The organism is Blastococcus sp. SYSU DS1024 (genome assembly GCF_054050795.1).
Genome location: NZ_JBJHAA010000007.1, coordinates 1 through 15,859 on the forward strand (window position 1 = coordinate 1; position 15,859 = coordinate 15,859).

Genomic DNA, 15,859 nt, shown 5'->3' on the forward strand with positions numbered 1-15,859 from the left:
ACCTCCGAGACCGCTCGCCGGGCTGCCCTGTCAGGCTGGCTGCACCACTACAACAACCACCGGCCCCACACAGCGCTCGGCAACCTCCCGCCGATCACCCGCTGCACCAACGTCTCCGAGCAGTACATCTAGGCCGGCGCGCGCCCACGGGGGAACACATCGAGGGGCTCCGGCGCTGGTCGGTAGCGTGACAGGCGTGAAGAAGGTGGCGGTCCTCGACTACGGCTCGGGCAACCTGCGTTCCGCGGAGCGCGCGCTGCAGCGGGTCGGCGCCGAGGTGACGGTGACCTCCGACGCGCGGACGGCGCTGGACGCCGACGGCCTCGTCGTCCCCGGGGTGGGCGCGTTCGCCGCCTGCATGGCGGGGCTGGACGCCGTCGACGGCCGCCGGATCATCGGCCGCCGGCTCGCCGGGGGCCGGCCGGTGCTCGGCATCTGCGTCGGCATGCAGATCCTGTTCGAGCGCGGCGTGGAGCACGGCGTGGACGCCGAGGGCTGCGGCGAGTGGCCCGGTGTCGTCGAGCCGCTCGAGGCGCCGGTGTTGCCGCACATGGGCTGGAACACCGTCCAGGCACCGCAGGACAGCGTGCTGTTCGCGGGGCTGGCGGACCAGCGCTTCTACTTCGTGCACTCCTACGGGGTGCGCAGCTTCCCGCTGGGCCAGGACGGCGTGCCCTCGCCGCTGGCGAAGCCGAAGGTGACCTGGGCCGAGCACGGCGACCGGTTCGTCGCGGGCGTGGAAAACGCCGCGCTGTCGGCCACCCAGTTCCACCCCGAGAAGAGCGGCGACGCCGGCGCGCAGCTGCTCACCAACTGGCTCGGCACGCTGAACTGAGGCGCGCAGGTCAGCTGCGCAGGTAGCTGGCCCCGTTGACGTCGATGATCGTGCCGGTGGAGAAGCGGGCCTCCGGGGACGCCAACCAGAGCACGGCCGCGGCGACCTCCTCCGGTCGCGCCACCCGCCCGTAGGGGGACTGCGCCCGGACGGCGTCGCCGCTGGGCCCGTCGAGGATCTCGCGGGCCATCTCGGTCTGCACGAACCCCGGGGCGACGCTGCCCACGCTGATCCCGTGCGGGGCCAGCGCCTGGGCCATCGACTGCCCGAAGGCGTTCAGGCCCGCCTTCGCCGCGCCGTAGGCCGGGGTGGTGGGCTCGCCGCGGAAGGCGCCCCGGCTGGTCACGTTCACCACCGCGCCGCCGCCGGCCGCGACCAGGTGCGGTACCGCGCGGAAGGTGGCGTGCATCGCGCCGACCAGGTTCACCTGCAGCGTGCGCGACACGGCCGCCTGCCAGTCGGTCCACGACGTCTCCAGCGGCGGGTGGGGCGTGTGGACACCGGCGTTGTTCACCAGCACCTGGAGCCCGCCCAGCGCCGTCGCCGCGTCGTCGACCATCGCCCCGACCGCCTCGGGGTCGGCCACGTCCGCCTGGACGACGGTGTGCCCGTCCCCGGGCAGCTGGGCGGCGACCCGCTCGGCCGCCTCCCGGGAGCTGCCGGAGTGCACCGCCACCCGGTCACCCCGGGCGGCGAAGGCGTGCGCGATCGCCCGCCCGATGCCGCGGGAGGCGCCGGTGACGAGGACGGCGCGGGAGGCTGCGGGGCTGTTCATGGCGGCAGTCAACCAGCCGCCGTCGGCCGTGCCTGCCCGACGAGGACGCGTCCCCGCCCTAGGGTGCGCGGGTCGCCGTCGAAGGAGGTCGCGTGCCCGCCGAGCGTCCGTCCCGCCCCGGCCGGCTCGCCGGGCCGGCCGTCGTCGCGCTGCTGCTGGCGCTGACCGCCTGGACCGTGGCAGGCCTCCAGTCACCGGACCCGCGCCCGGCCGACGCTCCGGCCACGGAGTTCAGCGCAGCCCGCGCCTTCGCGCACGTCGAGCGCATCGCGGCCGAGCCGCACGTGGCGGGGAGCCCGGCGAACGACGAGGTGGTCGACGGGCTCGTGCGCGCCCTGACCGATCTCGGCCTGGACACGCGGGTGCAGAACGCCGTCGGCGCCCGGGCCGGTGGCCCGGGGGAGGCCCGCATGGCGCGGGTGCGGAACGTGGTCGCCGTCCTGCCCGGCGCCGACCCCACCGGCCGGCTGTACCTGATGGCGCACCACGACTCGGTGGAGGGCGGGCCGGGGGCGGCCGACGACGCCGCCGGGGTCGCCGCGCTGCTGGAGTCCGTCCGGGCGCTGACCGAGGGCCCGCAGCTGCGCAACGACGTCGTCGTCGTCCTGACCGACGCCGAGGAAGCCTGCCTGTGCGGAGCCGAGGCCTTCGTGGCCTCGCACCCGCTGGCGGGCGGTGGGGTGGCGCTGAACCTGGAGGCCCGCGGCACGGGCGGTCCACCGATCATGTTCGAGACGTCGCTCGGGAACGCCCGGCTCGCGGCGGCGTTCGCCGACGCTGCGCCCCACCCGGTCGCCAGCAGCTTCGCCGTCGAGGTCTACCGGGCCCTGCCCAACGACACCGACGTCAGCGTGCTGCTCGAGGACGGTGGCTTCACCGCCATGAACACCGCTTTCATCGACGGGGCCGCGGCCTACCACACGCCGCAGGACACCCCCGAACGGCTCGACCGCGGCAGCCTGCAGGCGCTCGGCGACAACACCCTGGCGCTGGCCCGGGAGCTCGGCGACCGGGACCTGGCCAGCCTCGCCGAGCCCGCCGCCGAGGATGCGACCTACTTCCCGCTCCCCGGGTTGCTGGTGCGCTACCCGGGCGGGCTGGTGTGGCCGCTGGCCGGTGCGGCGCTGGTCGCGGTCGCCGGCCTGGCCTGGACGCTGCACCGCCGGGGGGTCAGCCCGCTGCGGCGCACCGCGGGGGCCACGGCGCTGGCGCTCGTCCCGCTCGTGGCGGGGCCGCTGGCCGCACAGGGTCTGTGGTGGGCGCTGGTCGCCATCCGCCCCGAGTACGCCACGATGCTCGACCCCTGGCGGCCGGGCTGGTTCCGGCTGGCGGCCGTCGCGGTGGTGCTGGCCGTCGTCCTGATCTGGTACGCGCTGCTGCGCCGGCCGGTCGGCGCGGCCCCGCTGGCCACGGGTGCGCTGTTCTGGCTCGCCGTGGTGTCGGCGGTGCTCGCCGCGGTGGCGCCGGGTGGCTCCTACCTCGCCGCCTGGCCGGCCCTGGTCGGTGCGCTCAGCGGCACCGTCGCCGTGCTCGCGCGTTCGCGCGCCGTCCGGGTCGGCGCCGCGTTGCTCACCGGCGCGACGGCGGTGGTCGTCCTCGCCCCGACCGCCGCGCTCTTCTTCCCGGCGCTCGGCATGTCGCAGGCGCTCGCGCCGTCGATCGCCGTCGTGCTCGCCGCGCTGGCCCTGCTGCCGGCGCTGGAACTGCTGTTCCCCGATCCCGCGGCGCCGGCCCGGGCGCGCGACCGGCTGGCGGCGGCCGCCGTACCGGTGGTCGCGCTGGCAGCCGCGTGGGCATGCGTGGCCGCGGGGCTGGCGGTCGACCGCTTCGACGCCGACCACCCGGTCCCCAGCCGGCTGGCCTACGTCCTCGACACCGACCGGGACCGGGCCCGGTGGGTGACCACCGAGCCGACGCCGGGGCAGTGGACCGACCGCTTCGTCGAGGGCCGCGGCACCCTCGGCGCGGACCTCCCGTACCTCGCCGGCCGCGAGCTGCGCACCGGACCGGCCGAGGTCGCCGACCTGCTGGCGCCGGAGGTCACCGTCGTCTCCGACCAGGTCCTCGGCGAACGGCGCGAGATCACCGTCCGGGTCACCCCGCAGCGGCCCGGGGTCCGGCTGGTCGACCTCGACCTCGCCGTCGAGGGCGGCACCGTGGTCCGCGCCCGGCTCGGCGGCCGGGCCGTGCCCGAGGAGTCCCTGGGCGAGGACACGGTGCGGACCACCTTCCACGCGCCGCCGAGCGGCGGGCTGCAGGCGGCCTTCACCGTCGAGGGCGACGGGCCGGTGCGGCTGCGCGCCACGGACGGCAGCGACGGGCTGACCGGGCTGCCCGGCTTCGAGCCCAGGCCCGAGGGGGTGGACGTCGCCGGCGCGCACGGCGCGGACCTCGTGCTGGTCACGGCGGTCACCGAGCTCGGCTGAGCGACCTGCCCCGGCGCTCGCGGGATGAGAGTTCTCTCATCCCGCCCTCACCGTGGTGACACCGGCGCGACGGAGGCTGACTGGGTGCGCTCTCGTCCCGTGGTCGCCGTGCTGGCCGGCCTGGCCGCCGTCCTGCTCGCCGGTGCCCTGGCGTGGGCGCTGCTGGGTTCGACGCCACCGGGCGGACGACCGGTCCCGGCACCCATCGACGTCCCCGCCCCGGCGGATCCCCCCTCCGGGCCGGTGACGCCGGCGCCGGGGGACGGAGGCGGTCAGCCGCCGGTCACCGACGTGGTCCCACCGCCGCCCCTGCCCGATGACGACGACGATGACGACGACGGTCCCGGGGACGACGACGACGTCCCGGACGTTGACGACGACGGTGACGACTGAGCGGTGAACGACGAGCAGCGAGCGAGGACCGGGTGGTGGGAGCGCGCCCGGCACCGGCTGGTGCCCCGGGCCGCCCGCACGCGGATCATCGCGTGGGTCCTCCTGCTGGTGTTCCTCGCGCTCGCGCTCGTCACGCTGGTGACCTGGCGGCTGCTGATCCGCGCGACCGACGAGCGGATGGACGTGGCGCTGGACGCCGAGGTCGTGGAGTTCTCCCAGATCGTCGCCTCGGGCATCGACCCGGAGACCGGCGCACCCTTCGCCTCGGTCGCGGACGTGCTCCAGACGGTGATCACCTACAACCTCGCCCGGCCCAACGAGAAGTTCCTCGGGTACGTCGACGGCCGGTACCGCTTCCAGAGCCGGATCGAGGCACCGGTGCTGCTCAGCGAGGACCGGCAGTTCACCGAGCTGGTCGGTGACGTCACCGAGACCACGGCCGGCCGCTACGACAGCGGGGCGGGTGAGGTCCGCTACCTCGCCGTCCCGGTGACGCTCGAGGGCGACCCGGCCCGCGGGGTCGCCGTCGTCGCCTACTTCGCCGACCAGGAACGCCAGGCCGCCGACGAGACCGCCCGGCTGATGCTCGGCGTCGGCGCGGTGACGGTCCTGCTCGCCGCCGCCGGGGCCTGGGTCGTCGCCGGCCGGGTCCTCGCGCCCGTGCGCGCCGTCGCGACGACCGCGCAGGGGATCACCGAGACCGATCTGACCGGCCGCATCCCGGTCGACGGGCGGCCGGTCGACGAGATCACCGACCTCGCCGTGGCCGTCAACGCGATGCTCGACCGGGTCGAGGGCGGTGTCGCGGCCCAGCGCCGGTTCCTCGACGACGCCGGCCACGAGCTGCGCACGCCGATCACCATCGTGCGGGGGCACCTGGAGGTGCTCGACCCGGCCGACCCCGAGGACGTGCGCCAGACGGTCGCCCTGGTCGACGACGAGCTCGAGCGGATGAACCGCATGGTCTCCGAGCTGCTGCTGCTCGCCCGCGCCGAGCAGCCGGAGTTCGTCCGCCTGCAGCCGGTGGACGTCGCCGAGGTGACCGCCGAGGTGTTCGGCAAGGTGCGGCGGCTCGGCGACCGGGACTGGCAGCTCGGCGCCGTCGCCCGTGCCGACCTGCTGCTGGATCCGCAGCGGCTCACCCAGGCCGTCGTCGCCCTGGCCGACAACGCCGTCCAGCACACCGCTCCCGGGGACCGCATCCTGCTGGGCAGCCGCCTCAGCGGGCAGCAGCTGCTGGTGTGGGTGGACGACACCGGACCGGGGGTGCCGCTCGCCGACCAGGAGCGGGTCTTCGAGCGGTTCGCCCGCGGCAGCTCCGGTGCCCGGCGCAGCGACGGCGCAGGCCTCGGCCTCTCCATCGTCCAGGCCATCGCGGCGGCCCACGGCGGCTCCGTCGAGCTGCACAGCCGTCCGGGCGAGGGGGCCACCTTCACCCTCGTCCTGCCCGCCCGCCCGGCGCCCCCGCGCGACGCCGGGCCGGCCGACCTGCCCGCCGGTACCAGCGGCACCGTCGACGACTCGCTCGCGACGCCGCCCCTGGTCGCCGGCGCCCCGTCCGCACCGACCGAGGGAGGACCCCGGTGAGCCGGGTGCTGATCGCCGAGGACGAGCCGCGGATCGCCGCGTTCGTCGAGAAGGGCCTGCGGGCCAACGGGTTCGTCACGGCCGTCGTCGGCGACGGGCTGTCCGCGCTGGACCGCGCCCGCAGCGGCGAGTTCGATCTCGTGGTCCTCGACATCGGGCTGCCGGTGCTGGACGGGTTCGCCGTCCTGCGCGCGCTGCGCGCGGAGCGCTGCGCGGTCCCCGTGATCGTCCTGACCGCGCGGGACAGCGTGCAGGACACCGTGGCCGGGCTCGAGGGCGGCGCGGACGACTACATGGCCAAGCCGTTCCGCTTCGAGGAACTGCTCGCGCGGGTACGCCTGCGCCTGGCCGGCGCCCGCGACGGCGAGGGCGCGGCCACGGTGCTGGCCGTCGGCGGGCTCTCGCTGGACCTGCGCACCCGCCGGGCGAGCGTGGACGGGCGCACCGTCGACCTCTCCGCGCGGGAGTTCGCCCTAGCCGAGACGTTCCTGCGCCACCCGGGACAGGTGCTGGCCCGCGAGCAGCTGCTCAGCCACGTGTGGGGGTACGACTTCGACCCCGGCTCCAACGTCGTCGACGTGTACGTCCGGTACCTCCGGAAGAAGCTCGGAGCCGGCCGCATCGAGACGGTGCGCGGCATGGGCTACCGCCTCCCCGCTGCCTGACCCGGGCCGCCGACGGCCCCGGCCCCCGCGCGGGGACCGGGGCCGCCGGGCCGGCCGATCAGTCGTCGGTGTCCGGGCTGTCGTCCTCGGGGGTGTCGTCGGGGGTGGTGTCGTCCGGGGTGGCGTCGTCGGGGGTGTCGTGGGCACCGTCCGACGTGTCCGCGGAGGCATCGGCGACGGCGTCGTCGTCGGGCGAGGCGTCGGGGCTGTCATCCGCCGCGACGGTGACGGCTGCCGGCGGCTGGGAGGAGGCCCCGCCGTCGTCCGCGGCGGCGATGCCGACGCCGGCCACGCCGAGCCCGGCGAGCGCGGTGCCGACGGTGACGATCTTCCAGGTGGCGGGCGTGCTGCTCATGGTGCGGTCCTCTCGGGAACGGTGGTGGTGCGCTGACGAGGACCACGGTGCCCGCCGCCGGTGAGGTCTCCGGAAGACCGCGATGAGGCTGTTCTCATCCGGCGGGAGAGCTCCCCGCGACGCAGCCGGCCCACTGCTCGGCGAGGGCCAGCCGGGCCTCGGTCGCCGCGGCCCACCCCGGCTGCTGCACCCGGAACGGCCCGGTGGCCAGGCCCACGAGCACCCCGGCCACCCGGGACTCCAGCTCGCCGCCGGGCCAGCGTCCCGCGAGCAGGTCGGCCACCCGGCTCCGGTAGTCGGTGATCGGCGCGGGATCGCCGGCCAGGTGCTCCAGCAGGACCAGGTGGCCCAGGAGGGTGGCCCAGTCGTCGATCCGCGCCCCGGGACCGGCGGTGTCCACGTCGAGCAGGCCCACCACCGCCCCGGCGTCCACGAGCAGCTGCGCCTCGTAGAAGTCACCGTGCACCGGCACCACGGGGTGCTCCCGTGCGGCCGCACCCACCGCAGCGGTGAGCCGGTCCAGCCGGGGGACCAGGGACGGGCACAGCATCCCGAGCACCGCCGCGTGCGCCCGCAGCCGGGGGAGCGGGTCGCCCGGAGCGGACCGGCGCGCCCGGGCCGCCACCTGCGGCAGCCGGTCGAGCAGGGCGTCGAGGGCCAGCGGGTCGGGCAGCCGGGCCGGACCGCCGGCCAGGGCGGTCCGCATCGGCGTGCCCGGCAGCCCGGGCAGCACGACGACGCCGTCGCCGGTGCTGGCCAGCACGGGCGGTACCGGCACAGCCGGTCCCAACGCGGCGTGCCGGGTGACGAGGTCCGCGACCGCAGCTGGCCGGACGACCTTGAGGAACCAGCGGCCGGCCGGCGAGGTCACCTCCACGACCGCCCGCCGGCCAGGCCGGTAGGCGCGCAACCGCAGCCGGGGGCCGCCGACGTCGATGCCGAGCGAGGCGAGCCGCTCGGCGACCCGGGCCGCCGACGTCGCCCAGGCCAGCCCGGGCAGTGCCGGGTCGAGCGGCCAGCGCCAGAGACCGACGGCGACCGGACCGCCCCCGGCCTCGCCCTCGACGACGGCGGCTCCCGGCGGGATCGCCGCCCCGGTGGTCGCTGCGAGGTGCTCCCGGGTGGAGCGCCCGTCCGCCCAGTCGACGACGGCGGTGTGGCGGACGGTCGCCGCGCCGTCCGGGCGCAGCGTCACCGCGGCCGCCGTGAGGCTGCGGAGCCGGCCGGACAGCGGTCCGAGCACGGCCGACCAGAGGTCGCCGGCCGGCTCACCGAGCAGGAGCTGGAGCGAGGGCGGCCACGACGGGGGCACCCTGGCCGGGCAGAGCGGGCCGCTGTCCACGCCGCCAGGCTCGGCTGCGGGGGTGAGCCCCGCGTGAGACCCCGATGAGGGAGCTCTCACCAGCGGCCCCGGTGCACCACCTCGTCGACGCCCCGCCGGCCGCGGCGCAGCGAGGGCGACCGGCGGTCCTCGCCGCCGGGGTAGCCGACGGAGACGCAACCGACCGGCCGGTACTCCGCCGGCACACCGAACGCCGCCCGGAACGCTTCGACCCGCTCCCCGGGGACGCCGAAGAAGCAGGCGCCCAGCCCCTCGTCGACCGCGGTGAGCAGCATCAGCAGCGCGGCCATGCCGGCGTCCACGTCCCAGTAGGGCACCGGCCAGCGGGCCTCGTCGCGGTCGGTCCAGCCCTTGTCCGGTTCGGCGTAGCGGTCGAGGTAGGCGGCCTTGTTGGCCAGCGGCACCACCAGCAGCGGCGCCCGCCGCATGCGGGTGAGCCAGCCGTCGGGCGCGCCGCCGGGCTGGGTGGGGGTCGGCGCAGTGGCCGACCAGAAGCGGTCGCGCTCCTCGGCGGTCTCCAGCACCAGGAACGCCCAGCCCTGGCTGAAGCCGGCCGACGGCGCGCGGATGGCGTGCTCCAGCAGCCGCTCGCGCACCTCCGGCGGCACCGGGCGGTCGGGGTCGTAGTCGCGCATCATGCGGCGACGGCGGACGACGTCGGCGAACTCCACCCCGTCAGCGTGTCACCCGCCGGTACGGCTCAGGCGCTCCGCCCGAGCCGGGCGAGCACGCGGGTGGCGCGGTCGGCGTCCCCGGGCACCTCGACGGCGGGGCGGCAGATCCCCTCCATGTGCAGGGCGGGCCCGAAGCCGTCCGCGCCCGCCTCGATCCGGTCCAGCTCCTCGTCGGTGAGCCCGGCGTCGGCGCCGACGGCGCGGGCGACGTCCCAGCGGTGGACCACCATGTCCCAGACGTAGAACTGCTCGAAGGCGGCGCCGACCGTGGTGGGCCCGAAGAAGCCGTCGAACTCCCGGGCGGGCACGGCGTCGTCGGACACGGCCGCGGCCACCCGCTCGGCGTGCTCGCGCCAGGCGGCGGCCGGATCGGCGGCGACATCCGGTGCGCCGCCGAGGTCCACGCCGTGCGTGGTGAGGAAGTCCCGCTGCGTGCCGATCAGGTGCCCGACGACGTCGGCGGCGGTCCACCCCTCGCACGGCGAGGGGCGGCTCCAGCCGGCCGGGGGCACGGCGTCGAGGAGCTGGGTGAGGGGGCGGTCGGCTGCCTGGTAGCTCGTGGCGGTGCGGTTCATGCCCCGGAACGTAGGAACGTGCGGCAGGCTCGGTCTTGATGGAACCCGACAGCCCCGGCGCGATGGACCTCGTGGAGCGGGCGCACCTCAGAGACCCGGGCGACGCGTCCCACGTCATGCACCGGTACGCCGCGCCCGCGGAGTTCGACGGGTTCCTCCAGCGCTTCTGGATCCCGGTGTGGTCGGTGCCGCCGGGTGAGGAGGCGCCGCAGCGGGTGCTGCAGTACCCGGTGGCCCTGGTCGTCGTGGCCCAGGACTACGCCCGGTTCTACGGCGTCGTCCCCGGGCTGTCGGAGACGACGCTGACCGGCGAGGGGTGGGCGGTCGGCGTGATGTGCGCGCCGGCGGCCGGGGCGCTGATCGCGGGCGGGCCGATGAGCGGCTTCACCGACCGGCACGTCGACGTCGCCGAGGTCCTGGGCGACCGGGGGGAGCGGCTGACCGAGCGGGTGCGTGCGGCGATGGGCCCGGACCCGCACTCCCCGGACGCCCACGGCGCGGCCGTGGCCGCGTTCGGGGACGCGCTGCGGCCCTGCCTGCCGGTGGACGAGGAGGGCCGGCTGGTCAACGAGGTCGTCGCCTTCGTCGAGGGCGACCGCGAGGTCGTCCGCGTGGCCCACGTCTGCGAGCGCTTCGACCTCTCCGAGCGGGCCCTCCAGCGGCTGGTGCGGCGCCGGCTCGGGCTGAGCCCGAAGTGGCTCATCCAGCGCCGCCGGCTGCAGGAGGCCGCCGAGCGGCTGCGCGGCACCCCGGCGAACCTCGGCGAGGTGGCGGCGGCGCTGGGCTACGCCGACCAGGCGCACTTCACCCGCGACTTCGCCCGGGTGACCGCCATGACCCCCGGCCGGTTCGCCGCCCGGTACCTGCGGGGGAGCTGACGCCGACGCCGGCGGGGGCGGTCCCTACGCTGGTCGCCGTGCCGAAGCTGCAGCTGCTCCCCGCCGTCGACGTCGCCGACGGCCAGGCCGTCCGTCTCGTGCAGGGGGAGGCCGGGAGCGCCACCTCCTACGGCGACCCCCTCGACGCCGCGCTGCAGTGGCAGCGCGACGGCGCCGAGTGGGTGCACCTGGTGGACCTCGACGCCGCCTTCGGGCGCGGGTCCAACCGCGAGCTCCTGGCCCGGGTGGTGGGCGAGCTCGACGTCGACGTGGAGCTCTCCGGCGGCATCCGCGACGACGCCTCGCTGGCCGCCGCACTGGCCACCGGCTGCCGCCGGGTGAACCTCGGCACCGCTGCCCTGGAGTCGCCGGAGTGGTGCGCGCGGGCGATCGCCGAGCACGGCGACCGGATCGCCGTCGGGCTCGACGTCCGCGGCACCCGGCTGGCCGCCCGCGGCTGGACCCAGGAGGGCGGGGAGCTGTACGAGACCCTCGCCCGCCTCGACGCCGAGGGCTGCGCCCGCTACGTCGTCACCGACATCACCAAGGACGGCACGCTCAAGGGGCCGAACCTCGACCTGCTGCGGGAGGTCTGCGCCGCGACGGCGCGGCCGGTGATCGCCTCGGGCGGGGTCAGCTCGCTCGACGACATCCGCGCCCTGGCCGGGCTGACGACGATCGGCGTCGAGGGCGCCATCGTCGGCAAGGCGCTCTACGCCGGCCAGTTCACCCTGCCCGAGGCGCTGCGGGTCGCCTCCGGGGACGGCGACGGAGCCCAGGCGTGACGGTCCTCAACCTGGGGTCGGCGAACCCCTGGGAGCCCGTCGTCGGCTACAGCCGGATCGTGGTCCGCGGCGACACGGCCTGGGTGAGCGGGACGACGGCGGTCGTCGACGGCGTCGTCGCCCACCCGGGCGACGCCGCGGCGCAGACCCGGCAGGTGCTGGCCACCATCGAGCGCTCCCTGGAGCGCGCGGGCTTCGGCCTCGCCGACGTCGTCCGCACCCGGATGTACGTCACCGACATCAGCCGCTGGGAGGAGGTCGGGCGTGCGCACGGCGAGGTGTTCGGCGACATCCGGCCGGCGTCGACGATGGTCGAGGTGTCGGCGCTGATCGACCCGGAGCTGCTGGTGGAGATCGAGGCCGACGCGGTGCGGGAGCCCGCGGCATGACGCTCGCCGTGCGCGTGATCCCGTGCCTCGACGTCGACGCCGGGCGGGTGGTCAAGGGCGTCAACTTCGTCGACCTGCGCGACGCCGGCGACCCGGTGGAGATGGCCCGGGTGTACGACGCCGAGGGCGCCGACGAGCTGACCTTCCTGGACATCACCGCCAGCTCCGGGAACCGGGAGACGACCTACGACGTCGTCCGCCGCACCGCCGAGAGCGTCTTCATCCCGCTCACCGTCGGCGGCGGGGTGCGCGGCGTCGAGGACGTCGACAAGCTGCTGCGCGCGGGGGCGGACAAGGTCGCGGTGAACACCGCCGCCGTCGCCCGGCCCGAGCTGATCGCCGAGATCGCGCACCGCTTCGGCAGCCAGGTGCTCGTGCTGTCGCTGGACGCGCGCCGGGTGCGCGACGGCGCGGTCACCGACTCCGGGTACGAGATCACCACCCACGGCGGGCGCCGGGGCACCGGCCGCGACGCCGTGGAGTGGTGCGTGCAGGCCGCGGAGCTGGGTGTGGGGGAGATCCTGCTCAACTCGATGGACGCCGACGGCACCCGGGCCGGCTTCGACACCGACCTGATCTCCCAGGTGCGGCGCGAGGTCGCCGTCCCGCTGATCGCCAGCGGGGGAGCGGGCGCGGTCGAGCACTTCCCGCCCGCGGTCGCGGCCGGCGCCGACGCGGTGCTGGCCGCGAGCGTCTTCCACTTCGGCGTGCTGCGCATCGGCGACGTGAAGGGCGCCCTCGCCGGCGCCGGCGTCCCGGTGCGGCGCGAGGCCGACCACCCGCTCGGGGGCTAGGGCGACAGGCCCGCGAACCAGGCGGCCGTACCGCTGCCCCGGTCGGGCACGTAGGCCACCACCTGCAGGTCGGGGTGGTCGGCCGGTGCCAGCCGGTGCTGCTCGAACTCCAGGGTGCCGGCCGTGGGGTGCACGAACGTCCGCCGGCGGGAGGTGAACCCCTCGACCGTGAGGTCGCCCCACAGCTCCCGGAACTCGGGACTGGCCTCGGAGAGGCGGGCGATGAGCGCCGAGTGGCCGGGGGAGCCGAGCCGCCGACCTGACTCGGCGCGGAACTCGGCGACGAAGTGCCGGCTGTCCTCGGCCCAGTCGGGGAGCATCTCGCGCAGGTGCGGGTCGGTGAACACCACCCACAGCAGGTTCCGATCGGCGGGCGGGAGGCCGTCGATCCGGGCGTAGAGGGCGGCGTAGGCGGCGTTCCAGCCGCCGATCGTCCAGTCGGCGGCCACGGCGAAGGCGGGGAACCAGAGGCTGTCGAGGAACCGCTGGGTGGCTGGGGGAGCGGCGTCCAGGACGGGCGCGTCACCGTCGGGCGCGCCGGGAGCGAAGCCACCGAGGGAGAGCAGGTAGTGCAGCTCCGAGGTGGTCAGCCGCAGCACCCGGCCAAGGGCCTCGAGCACCTGCCGGGAGGGGTGGATGTCCCGCCCCTGCTCCAGCCACGTGTACCAGGTGACGCTCACCCCGGCGAAGGCCGAGACCTCCTCCCGCCGCAGGCCGGGGCTGCGCCGGCGCGGCGGGTCCGGCAGCCCGAAGTCCGCCCGGGACAGCGCCTGCCGCCGGCTGCGCAGGAAGCTGCCGAGCTCCCGGCGCCGCGCCTCCTGGGTCACGCGGCGAACCTAGTACCGCCACTGCTAGCACCGGCAGCGTCTACCCCGTTCCCGCCCCCGGGTGGCTGACTGGCCGCATGGCAGAGCTGCGGTCCCGCACCGTCACCCACGGCCGCAACATGGCCGGAGCCCGGGCGCTGCTGCGCGCGGCCGGCGTCGACGGCGACGACATCGGCAAGCCGATCGTCGCCGTCGCCAACAGCTTCACCGAGTTCGTCCCCGGTCACAGGCACCTGCAGCCGGTCGGCCGGATCGTCTCCGACGCCGTCTCCGCGGCCGGCGGCGTGCCGCGGGAGTTCGACACCATCGCGGTCGACGACGGCATCGCCATGGGCCACGGCGGGATGCTGTACTCGCTGCCCTCCCGCGACCTGATCGCCGACTCGGTCGAGTACATGGTGCAGGCCCACTGCGCCGACGCGCTGGTCTGCATCTCCAACTGCGACAAGATCACCCCCGGCATGCTCATGGCCGCGCTGCGGCTGGACATCCCGACCGTCTTCGTCTCCGGCGGTCCGATGGAGGGCGGCACGGCGACCCTGGTGGACGGCACGGTCCGCACCGGCCTGAACCTGGTCTCGGCGATCGCCGACTCGGCCAGCCCGTCGGTGACCGATGCCGACCTCGGCCGCATCGAGGAGAACGCCTGCCCGACCTGCGGCTCGTGCTCGGGCATGTTCACCGCCAACTCGATGAACTGCCTGACCGAGGCGCTCGGTCTCGCGCTGCCGGGCAACGGGACGACGCTGGCCACCCACACCGCCCGCCGCGGCCTGTACGAGGCGGCCGGCACCACGGTCATGGAGCTGGTCCGGGCCTACTACGACCGCGACGACGCCTCGGTGCTGCCGCGGGCGATCGCCGGCCGCGCGGCCTTCGAGAACGCGATGGCCCTGGACATCGCCATGGGCGGCTCGTCGAACACGATCCTGCACCTGCTGGCCGCGGCCGCCGAGGCGGAGCTGGACTTCACCCTCGACGACGTCGACCGGATCTCCCGGAGCACGCCGTGCCTGGCCAGGGTCGCGCCGAACGGCGTCCACCTGGTCGAGGACGTCCACCGCGCCGGAGGCGTGCCCGCCATCCTCGGCGAGCTGGACCGCGCCGGGCTGCTGCGCCGCGACGTCCGATCGGTGCACCGCCCCGACCTGCGCGGCTGGCTCGACGACTGGGACGTCCGGGGTGGGCGGGCGACGCCGGAGGCGGTCGAGCTCTTCCACGCGGCACCGGGGTGCCGGCGCTCGGCGGCGGCGTTCTCGCAGTCGGAGAGGTGGGCGGGCCTCGACCTCGACGCCGAGGCCGGCTGCATCCGGTCGGTGGCGCACGCCTACACCGCCGACGGGGGGCTCGCCGTGCTGCGCGGCAACCTGTCGGCCGACGGCTGCGTGGTGAAGACGGCCGGCGTGGACGAGTCGATCCTGCGCTTCCGCGGTCCGGCCGTGGTCGTCGAGTCCCAGGAGGACGCCGTCGAGGCCATCCTGACCGGCCGGTGCAGGCCGGTGACGTCGTCGTCGTCCGCTACGAGGGGCCGCAAGGCGGACCGGGCATGCAGGAGATGCTGTACCCCACCGCGTTCCTGAAGGGCCGGGGCCTCGGCGCGGCCTGCGCGCTGGTGACCGACGGCCGGTTCTCGGGCGGGACGTCCGGGCTGTCCATCGGGCACGTCTCCCCGGAGGCGGCGGCGGGCGGGGTCATCGCACTGGTGCGGGACGGCGACGCGGTCAGCATCGACATCCCGGGACGGAGCATCCGGCTGGAGGTCGGCGAGGAGGAGCTCGGGAACCGGCGGGCGGCGCTGGAGGCCGCCGGGGGCTACCGCCCGAGGGATCGGCGCCGCCCGGTGTCCACCGCGCTGCGGGCCTACGCCGCCTTCGCCCAGTCCGCGGACAAGGGCGCCGTCCGGCTCGTCCCGTGACCCGGCGACCGGCGCCTGGCTAGCCGACCTCGACGCGGGCGACGTCGCGCCGGCCGGAGGCCCACAGCATCAGCTCCAGCGGCTCGCCGGTGACCGTGCGCCCGCCGGCCCCCAGCCGCTTCTCCGCACCGGGGTCGTCGCTGCGGCGCAGCACCAGGCCGCGGCGGCCGGCGGCGCGGCGCGCGTAGAGCCCAAGCCCGGCCCACAGCTGGTCCTGCTCCTCGCGGGGGAGGACCCGCGGTTCCCAGCCGGGCTGGGCGCGGCGGACGTCCTCGTGGTGGATGGCGAACTCCGACACGTTGAACGCCTTGGAGGCGGCCGGCAGCGTCATCGGCGACCACGCCGGCGGCCCGCTGCGCACCTGGTCGACCACCTCCGCGTACGGCGTCGACTCGCGCAGCCGGTCCTCCAGCCGGTGCGACCACCACGCCAGGCGCGCACCACCGGGCAGCATCTCCAGGCCGTACCCCGGGAGGGCGTCGGGGCGCCGGTCGCGCACGGCCAGGTGCGCGGCGAGATGGGCGGTGGTCCACCCCTCGCAGCAGGTCGGCGCGTCGGGGCCGAGCTCGTCGAGGAGGTCGGCCAGCGCGGCGCGCTCGCGGTCGACCAGGGACGGGGAAGAGTCGCTCACCCGGCGGAGTTAC

At 76.1% G+C, this 15,859-nt stretch carries 17 protein-coding genes and 1 pseudogene; 11 read left to right on the forward strand and 7 right to left on the reverse strand.

What is annotated here, in order from left to right:
• On the forward strand, positions 1 to 132 hold a 132-nt coding region (locus ACI79S_RS08240), incomplete at its 5' end, for an integrase core domain-containing protein (RefSeq protein WP_456593139.1).
• Positions 133 to 196: 64 nt separating this feature from the next.
• On the forward strand, positions 197 to 835 hold the full coding sequence (gene hisH / locus ACI79S_RS08245; protein WP_456592962.1) for an imidazole glycerol phosphate synthase subunit HisH: 639 nt from the start codon (positions 197 to 199) through the stop codon (positions 833 to 835).
• Between the two features lie 10 nt (positions 836 to 845).
• Here the strand turns inward: hisH and ACI79S_RS08250 are convergent, their stop codons facing one another.
• Positions 846 to 1,610 (reverse strand): SDR family NAD(P)-dependent oxidoreductase, encoded by a 765-nt coding sequence (locus ACI79S_RS08250; protein ID WP_456592963.1) that lies wholly within the window; start codon positions 1,608 to 1,610, stop codon positions 846 to 848.
• A 92-nt stretch (positions 1,611 to 1,702) separates the two neighbouring features.
• Between ACI79S_RS08250 and ACI79S_RS08255 the strand changes: the two genes are divergently transcribed.
• The 4 genes from ACI79S_RS08255 (at position 1,703) to ACI79S_RS08270 (ending at position 6,681) form a co-directional block, all read left to right on the forward strand.
• A complete protein-coding gene (locus tag ACI79S_RS08255; RefSeq protein ID WP_456592964.1) occupies positions 1,703 to 4,036 on the forward strand; it encodes a M20/M25/M40 family metallo-hydrolase in 2,334 nt (777 codons plus the stop codon).
• 84 nt (positions 4,037 to 4,120) lie between these two features.
• A complete protein-coding gene (locus tag ACI79S_RS08260) occupies positions 4,121 to 4,429 on the forward strand; it encodes a hypothetical protein (RefSeq protein ID WP_456592965.1) in 309 nt (102 codons plus the stop codon).
• Between the two features lie 3 nt (positions 4,430 to 4,432).
• A complete protein-coding gene (locus ACI79S_RS08265; protein WP_456592966.1) occupies positions 4,433 to 6,016 on the forward strand; it encodes an ATP-binding protein in 1,584 nt (527 codons plus the stop codon).
• Positions 6,013 to 6,681, forward strand: coding sequence for a response regulator transcription factor (locus tag ACI79S_RS08270; RefSeq protein WP_456592967.1), 669 nt, complete (start codon positions 6,013 to 6,015; stop codon positions 6,679 to 6,681). The genes ACI79S_RS08265 and ACI79S_RS08270 overlap by 4 nt, the downstream gene beginning before the upstream one ends.
• 58 nt (positions 6,682 to 6,739) lie before the next feature.
• On the opposite strand, the gene ACI79S_RS08275 is transcribed toward ACI79S_RS08270, so the two are convergent.
• The 4 genes from ACI79S_RS08275 to ACI79S_RS08290 all read right to left on the reverse strand — a co-directional run bounded on the left by ACI79S_RS08275 (position 6,740) and on the right by ACI79S_RS08290 (position 9,627).
• On the reverse strand, positions 6,740 to 7,036 hold the full coding sequence (locus ACI79S_RS08275; RefSeq protein ID WP_456592968.1) for a hypothetical protein: 297 nt from the start codon (positions 7,034 to 7,036) through the stop codon (positions 6,740 to 6,742).
• A gap of 94 nt (positions 7,037 to 7,130) precedes the next feature.
• Positions 7,131 to 8,378, reverse strand: coding sequence for a hypothetical protein (locus tag ACI79S_RS08280; RefSeq protein WP_456592969.1), 1,248 nt, complete (start codon positions 8,376 to 8,378; stop codon positions 7,131 to 7,133).
• Between the two features lie 56 nt (positions 8,379 to 8,434).
• Positions 8,435 to 9,049 carry a nitroreductase family protein gene (locus tag ACI79S_RS08285; protein ID WP_456592970.1) on the reverse strand — a complete coding sequence of 205 codons (615 nt, stop codon included), beginning with the start codon at positions 9,047 to 9,049 and terminating at the stop codon, positions 8,435 to 8,437.
• Between the two features lie 29 nt (positions 9,050 to 9,078).
• Positions 9,079 to 9,627: a TIGR03086 family metal-binding protein gene (locus ACI79S_RS08290; protein WP_456592971.1), complete on the reverse strand. Its 549-nt coding sequence runs from the start codon at positions 9,625 to 9,627 to the stop codon at positions 9,079 to 9,081.
• Positions 9,628 to 9,665: 38 nt separating this feature from the next.
• On the opposite strand from ACI79S_RS08290, the gene ACI79S_RS08295 reads away from it, so the two are divergent.
• The 4 genes from ACI79S_RS08295 to hisF are packed head-to-tail and all read left to right on the forward strand — an operon-like array spanning position 9,666 to position 12,473.
• Positions 9,666 to 10,505 (forward strand): helix-turn-helix domain-containing protein, encoded by an 840-nt coding sequence (locus ACI79S_RS08295; RefSeq protein ID WP_456592972.1) that lies wholly within the window; start codon positions 9,666 to 9,668, stop codon positions 10,503 to 10,505.
• Positions 10,506 to 10,543: 38 nt separating this feature from the next.
• Positions 10,544 to 11,290 carry a bifunctional 1-(5-phosphoribosyl)-5-((5-phosphoribosylamino)methylideneamino)imidazole-4-carboxamide isomerase/phosphoribosylanthranilate isomerase PriA gene (gene priA, locus ACI79S_RS08300; protein WP_456592973.1) on the forward strand — a complete coding sequence of 249 codons (747 nt, stop codon included), beginning with the start codon at positions 10,544 to 10,546 and terminating at the stop codon, positions 11,288 to 11,290.
• Positions 11,287 to 11,679 carry a RidA family protein gene (locus tag ACI79S_RS08305; protein ID WP_456592974.1) on the forward strand — a complete coding sequence of 131 codons (393 nt, stop codon included), beginning with the start codon at positions 11,287 to 11,289 and terminating at the stop codon, positions 11,677 to 11,679. The genes priA and ACI79S_RS08305 overlap by 4 nt, the downstream gene beginning before the upstream one ends.
• On the forward strand, positions 11,676 to 12,473 hold the full coding sequence (hisF, locus tag ACI79S_RS08310; RefSeq protein ID WP_456592975.1) for an imidazole glycerol phosphate synthase subunit HisF: 798 nt from the start codon (positions 11,676 to 11,678) through the stop codon (positions 12,471 to 12,473). The genes ACI79S_RS08305 and hisF overlap by 4 nt, the downstream gene beginning before the upstream one ends.
• Here hisF and ACI79S_RS08315 read toward each other — a convergent pair.
• The gene (locus ACI79S_RS08315; RefSeq protein WP_456592976.1) at positions 12,470 to 13,300 is read right to left on the reverse strand and encodes a helix-turn-helix transcriptional regulator; all 831 of its coding nucleotides are present in this window, start codon (positions 13,298 to 13,300) and stop codon (positions 12,470 to 12,472) included. The two genes, hisF and ACI79S_RS08315, sit on opposite strands and share 4 nt — an antisense overlap.
• Before the next feature lie 77 nt (positions 13,301 to 13,377).
• On the opposite strand from ACI79S_RS08315, the pseudogene ilvD reads away from it, so the two are divergent.
• Positions 13,378 to 15,215: pseudogene (ilvD, locus tag ACI79S_RS08320) on the forward strand (dihydroxy-acid dehydratase).
• 19 nt (positions 15,216 to 15,234) lie between these two features.
• On the opposite strand, the gene ACI79S_RS08325 reads toward ilvD, so the two are convergent.
• The gene (locus ACI79S_RS08325) at positions 15,235 to 15,846 is read right to left on the reverse strand and encodes a TIGR03085 family metal-binding protein (RefSeq protein WP_456592977.1); all 612 of its coding nucleotides are present in this window, start codon (positions 15,844 to 15,846) and stop codon (positions 15,235 to 15,237) included.
• Positions 15,847 to 15,859 lie beyond the last annotated feature (13 nt).

Bases quoted from the DNA above. Each gene is read 5' to 3' on its own strand.
- ACI79S_RS08250 (WP_456592963.1), bottom strand. From the start codon at position 1,610: ATGAACAGCCCCGCAGCCTCCCGCGCCGTCCTCGTCACCGGCGCCTCC.
- ACI79S_RS08275 (WP_456592968.1), bottom strand. From the start codon at position 7,036: ATGAGCAGCACGCCCGCCACCTGGAAGATCGTCACCGTCGGCACCGCG.
- ACI79S_RS08290 (WP_456592971.1), bottom strand. From the start codon at position 9,627: ATGAACCGCACCGCCACGAGCTACCAGGCAGCCGACCGCCCCCTCACC.
- ACI79S_RS08295 (WP_456592972.1), top strand. From the start codon at position 9,666: ATGGAACCCGACAGCCCCGGCGCGATGGACCTCGTGGAGCGGGCGCAC.
- hisF (WP_456592975.1), top strand. From the start codon at position 11,676: ATGACGCTCGCCGTGCGCGTGATCCCGTGCCTCGACGTCGACGCCGGG.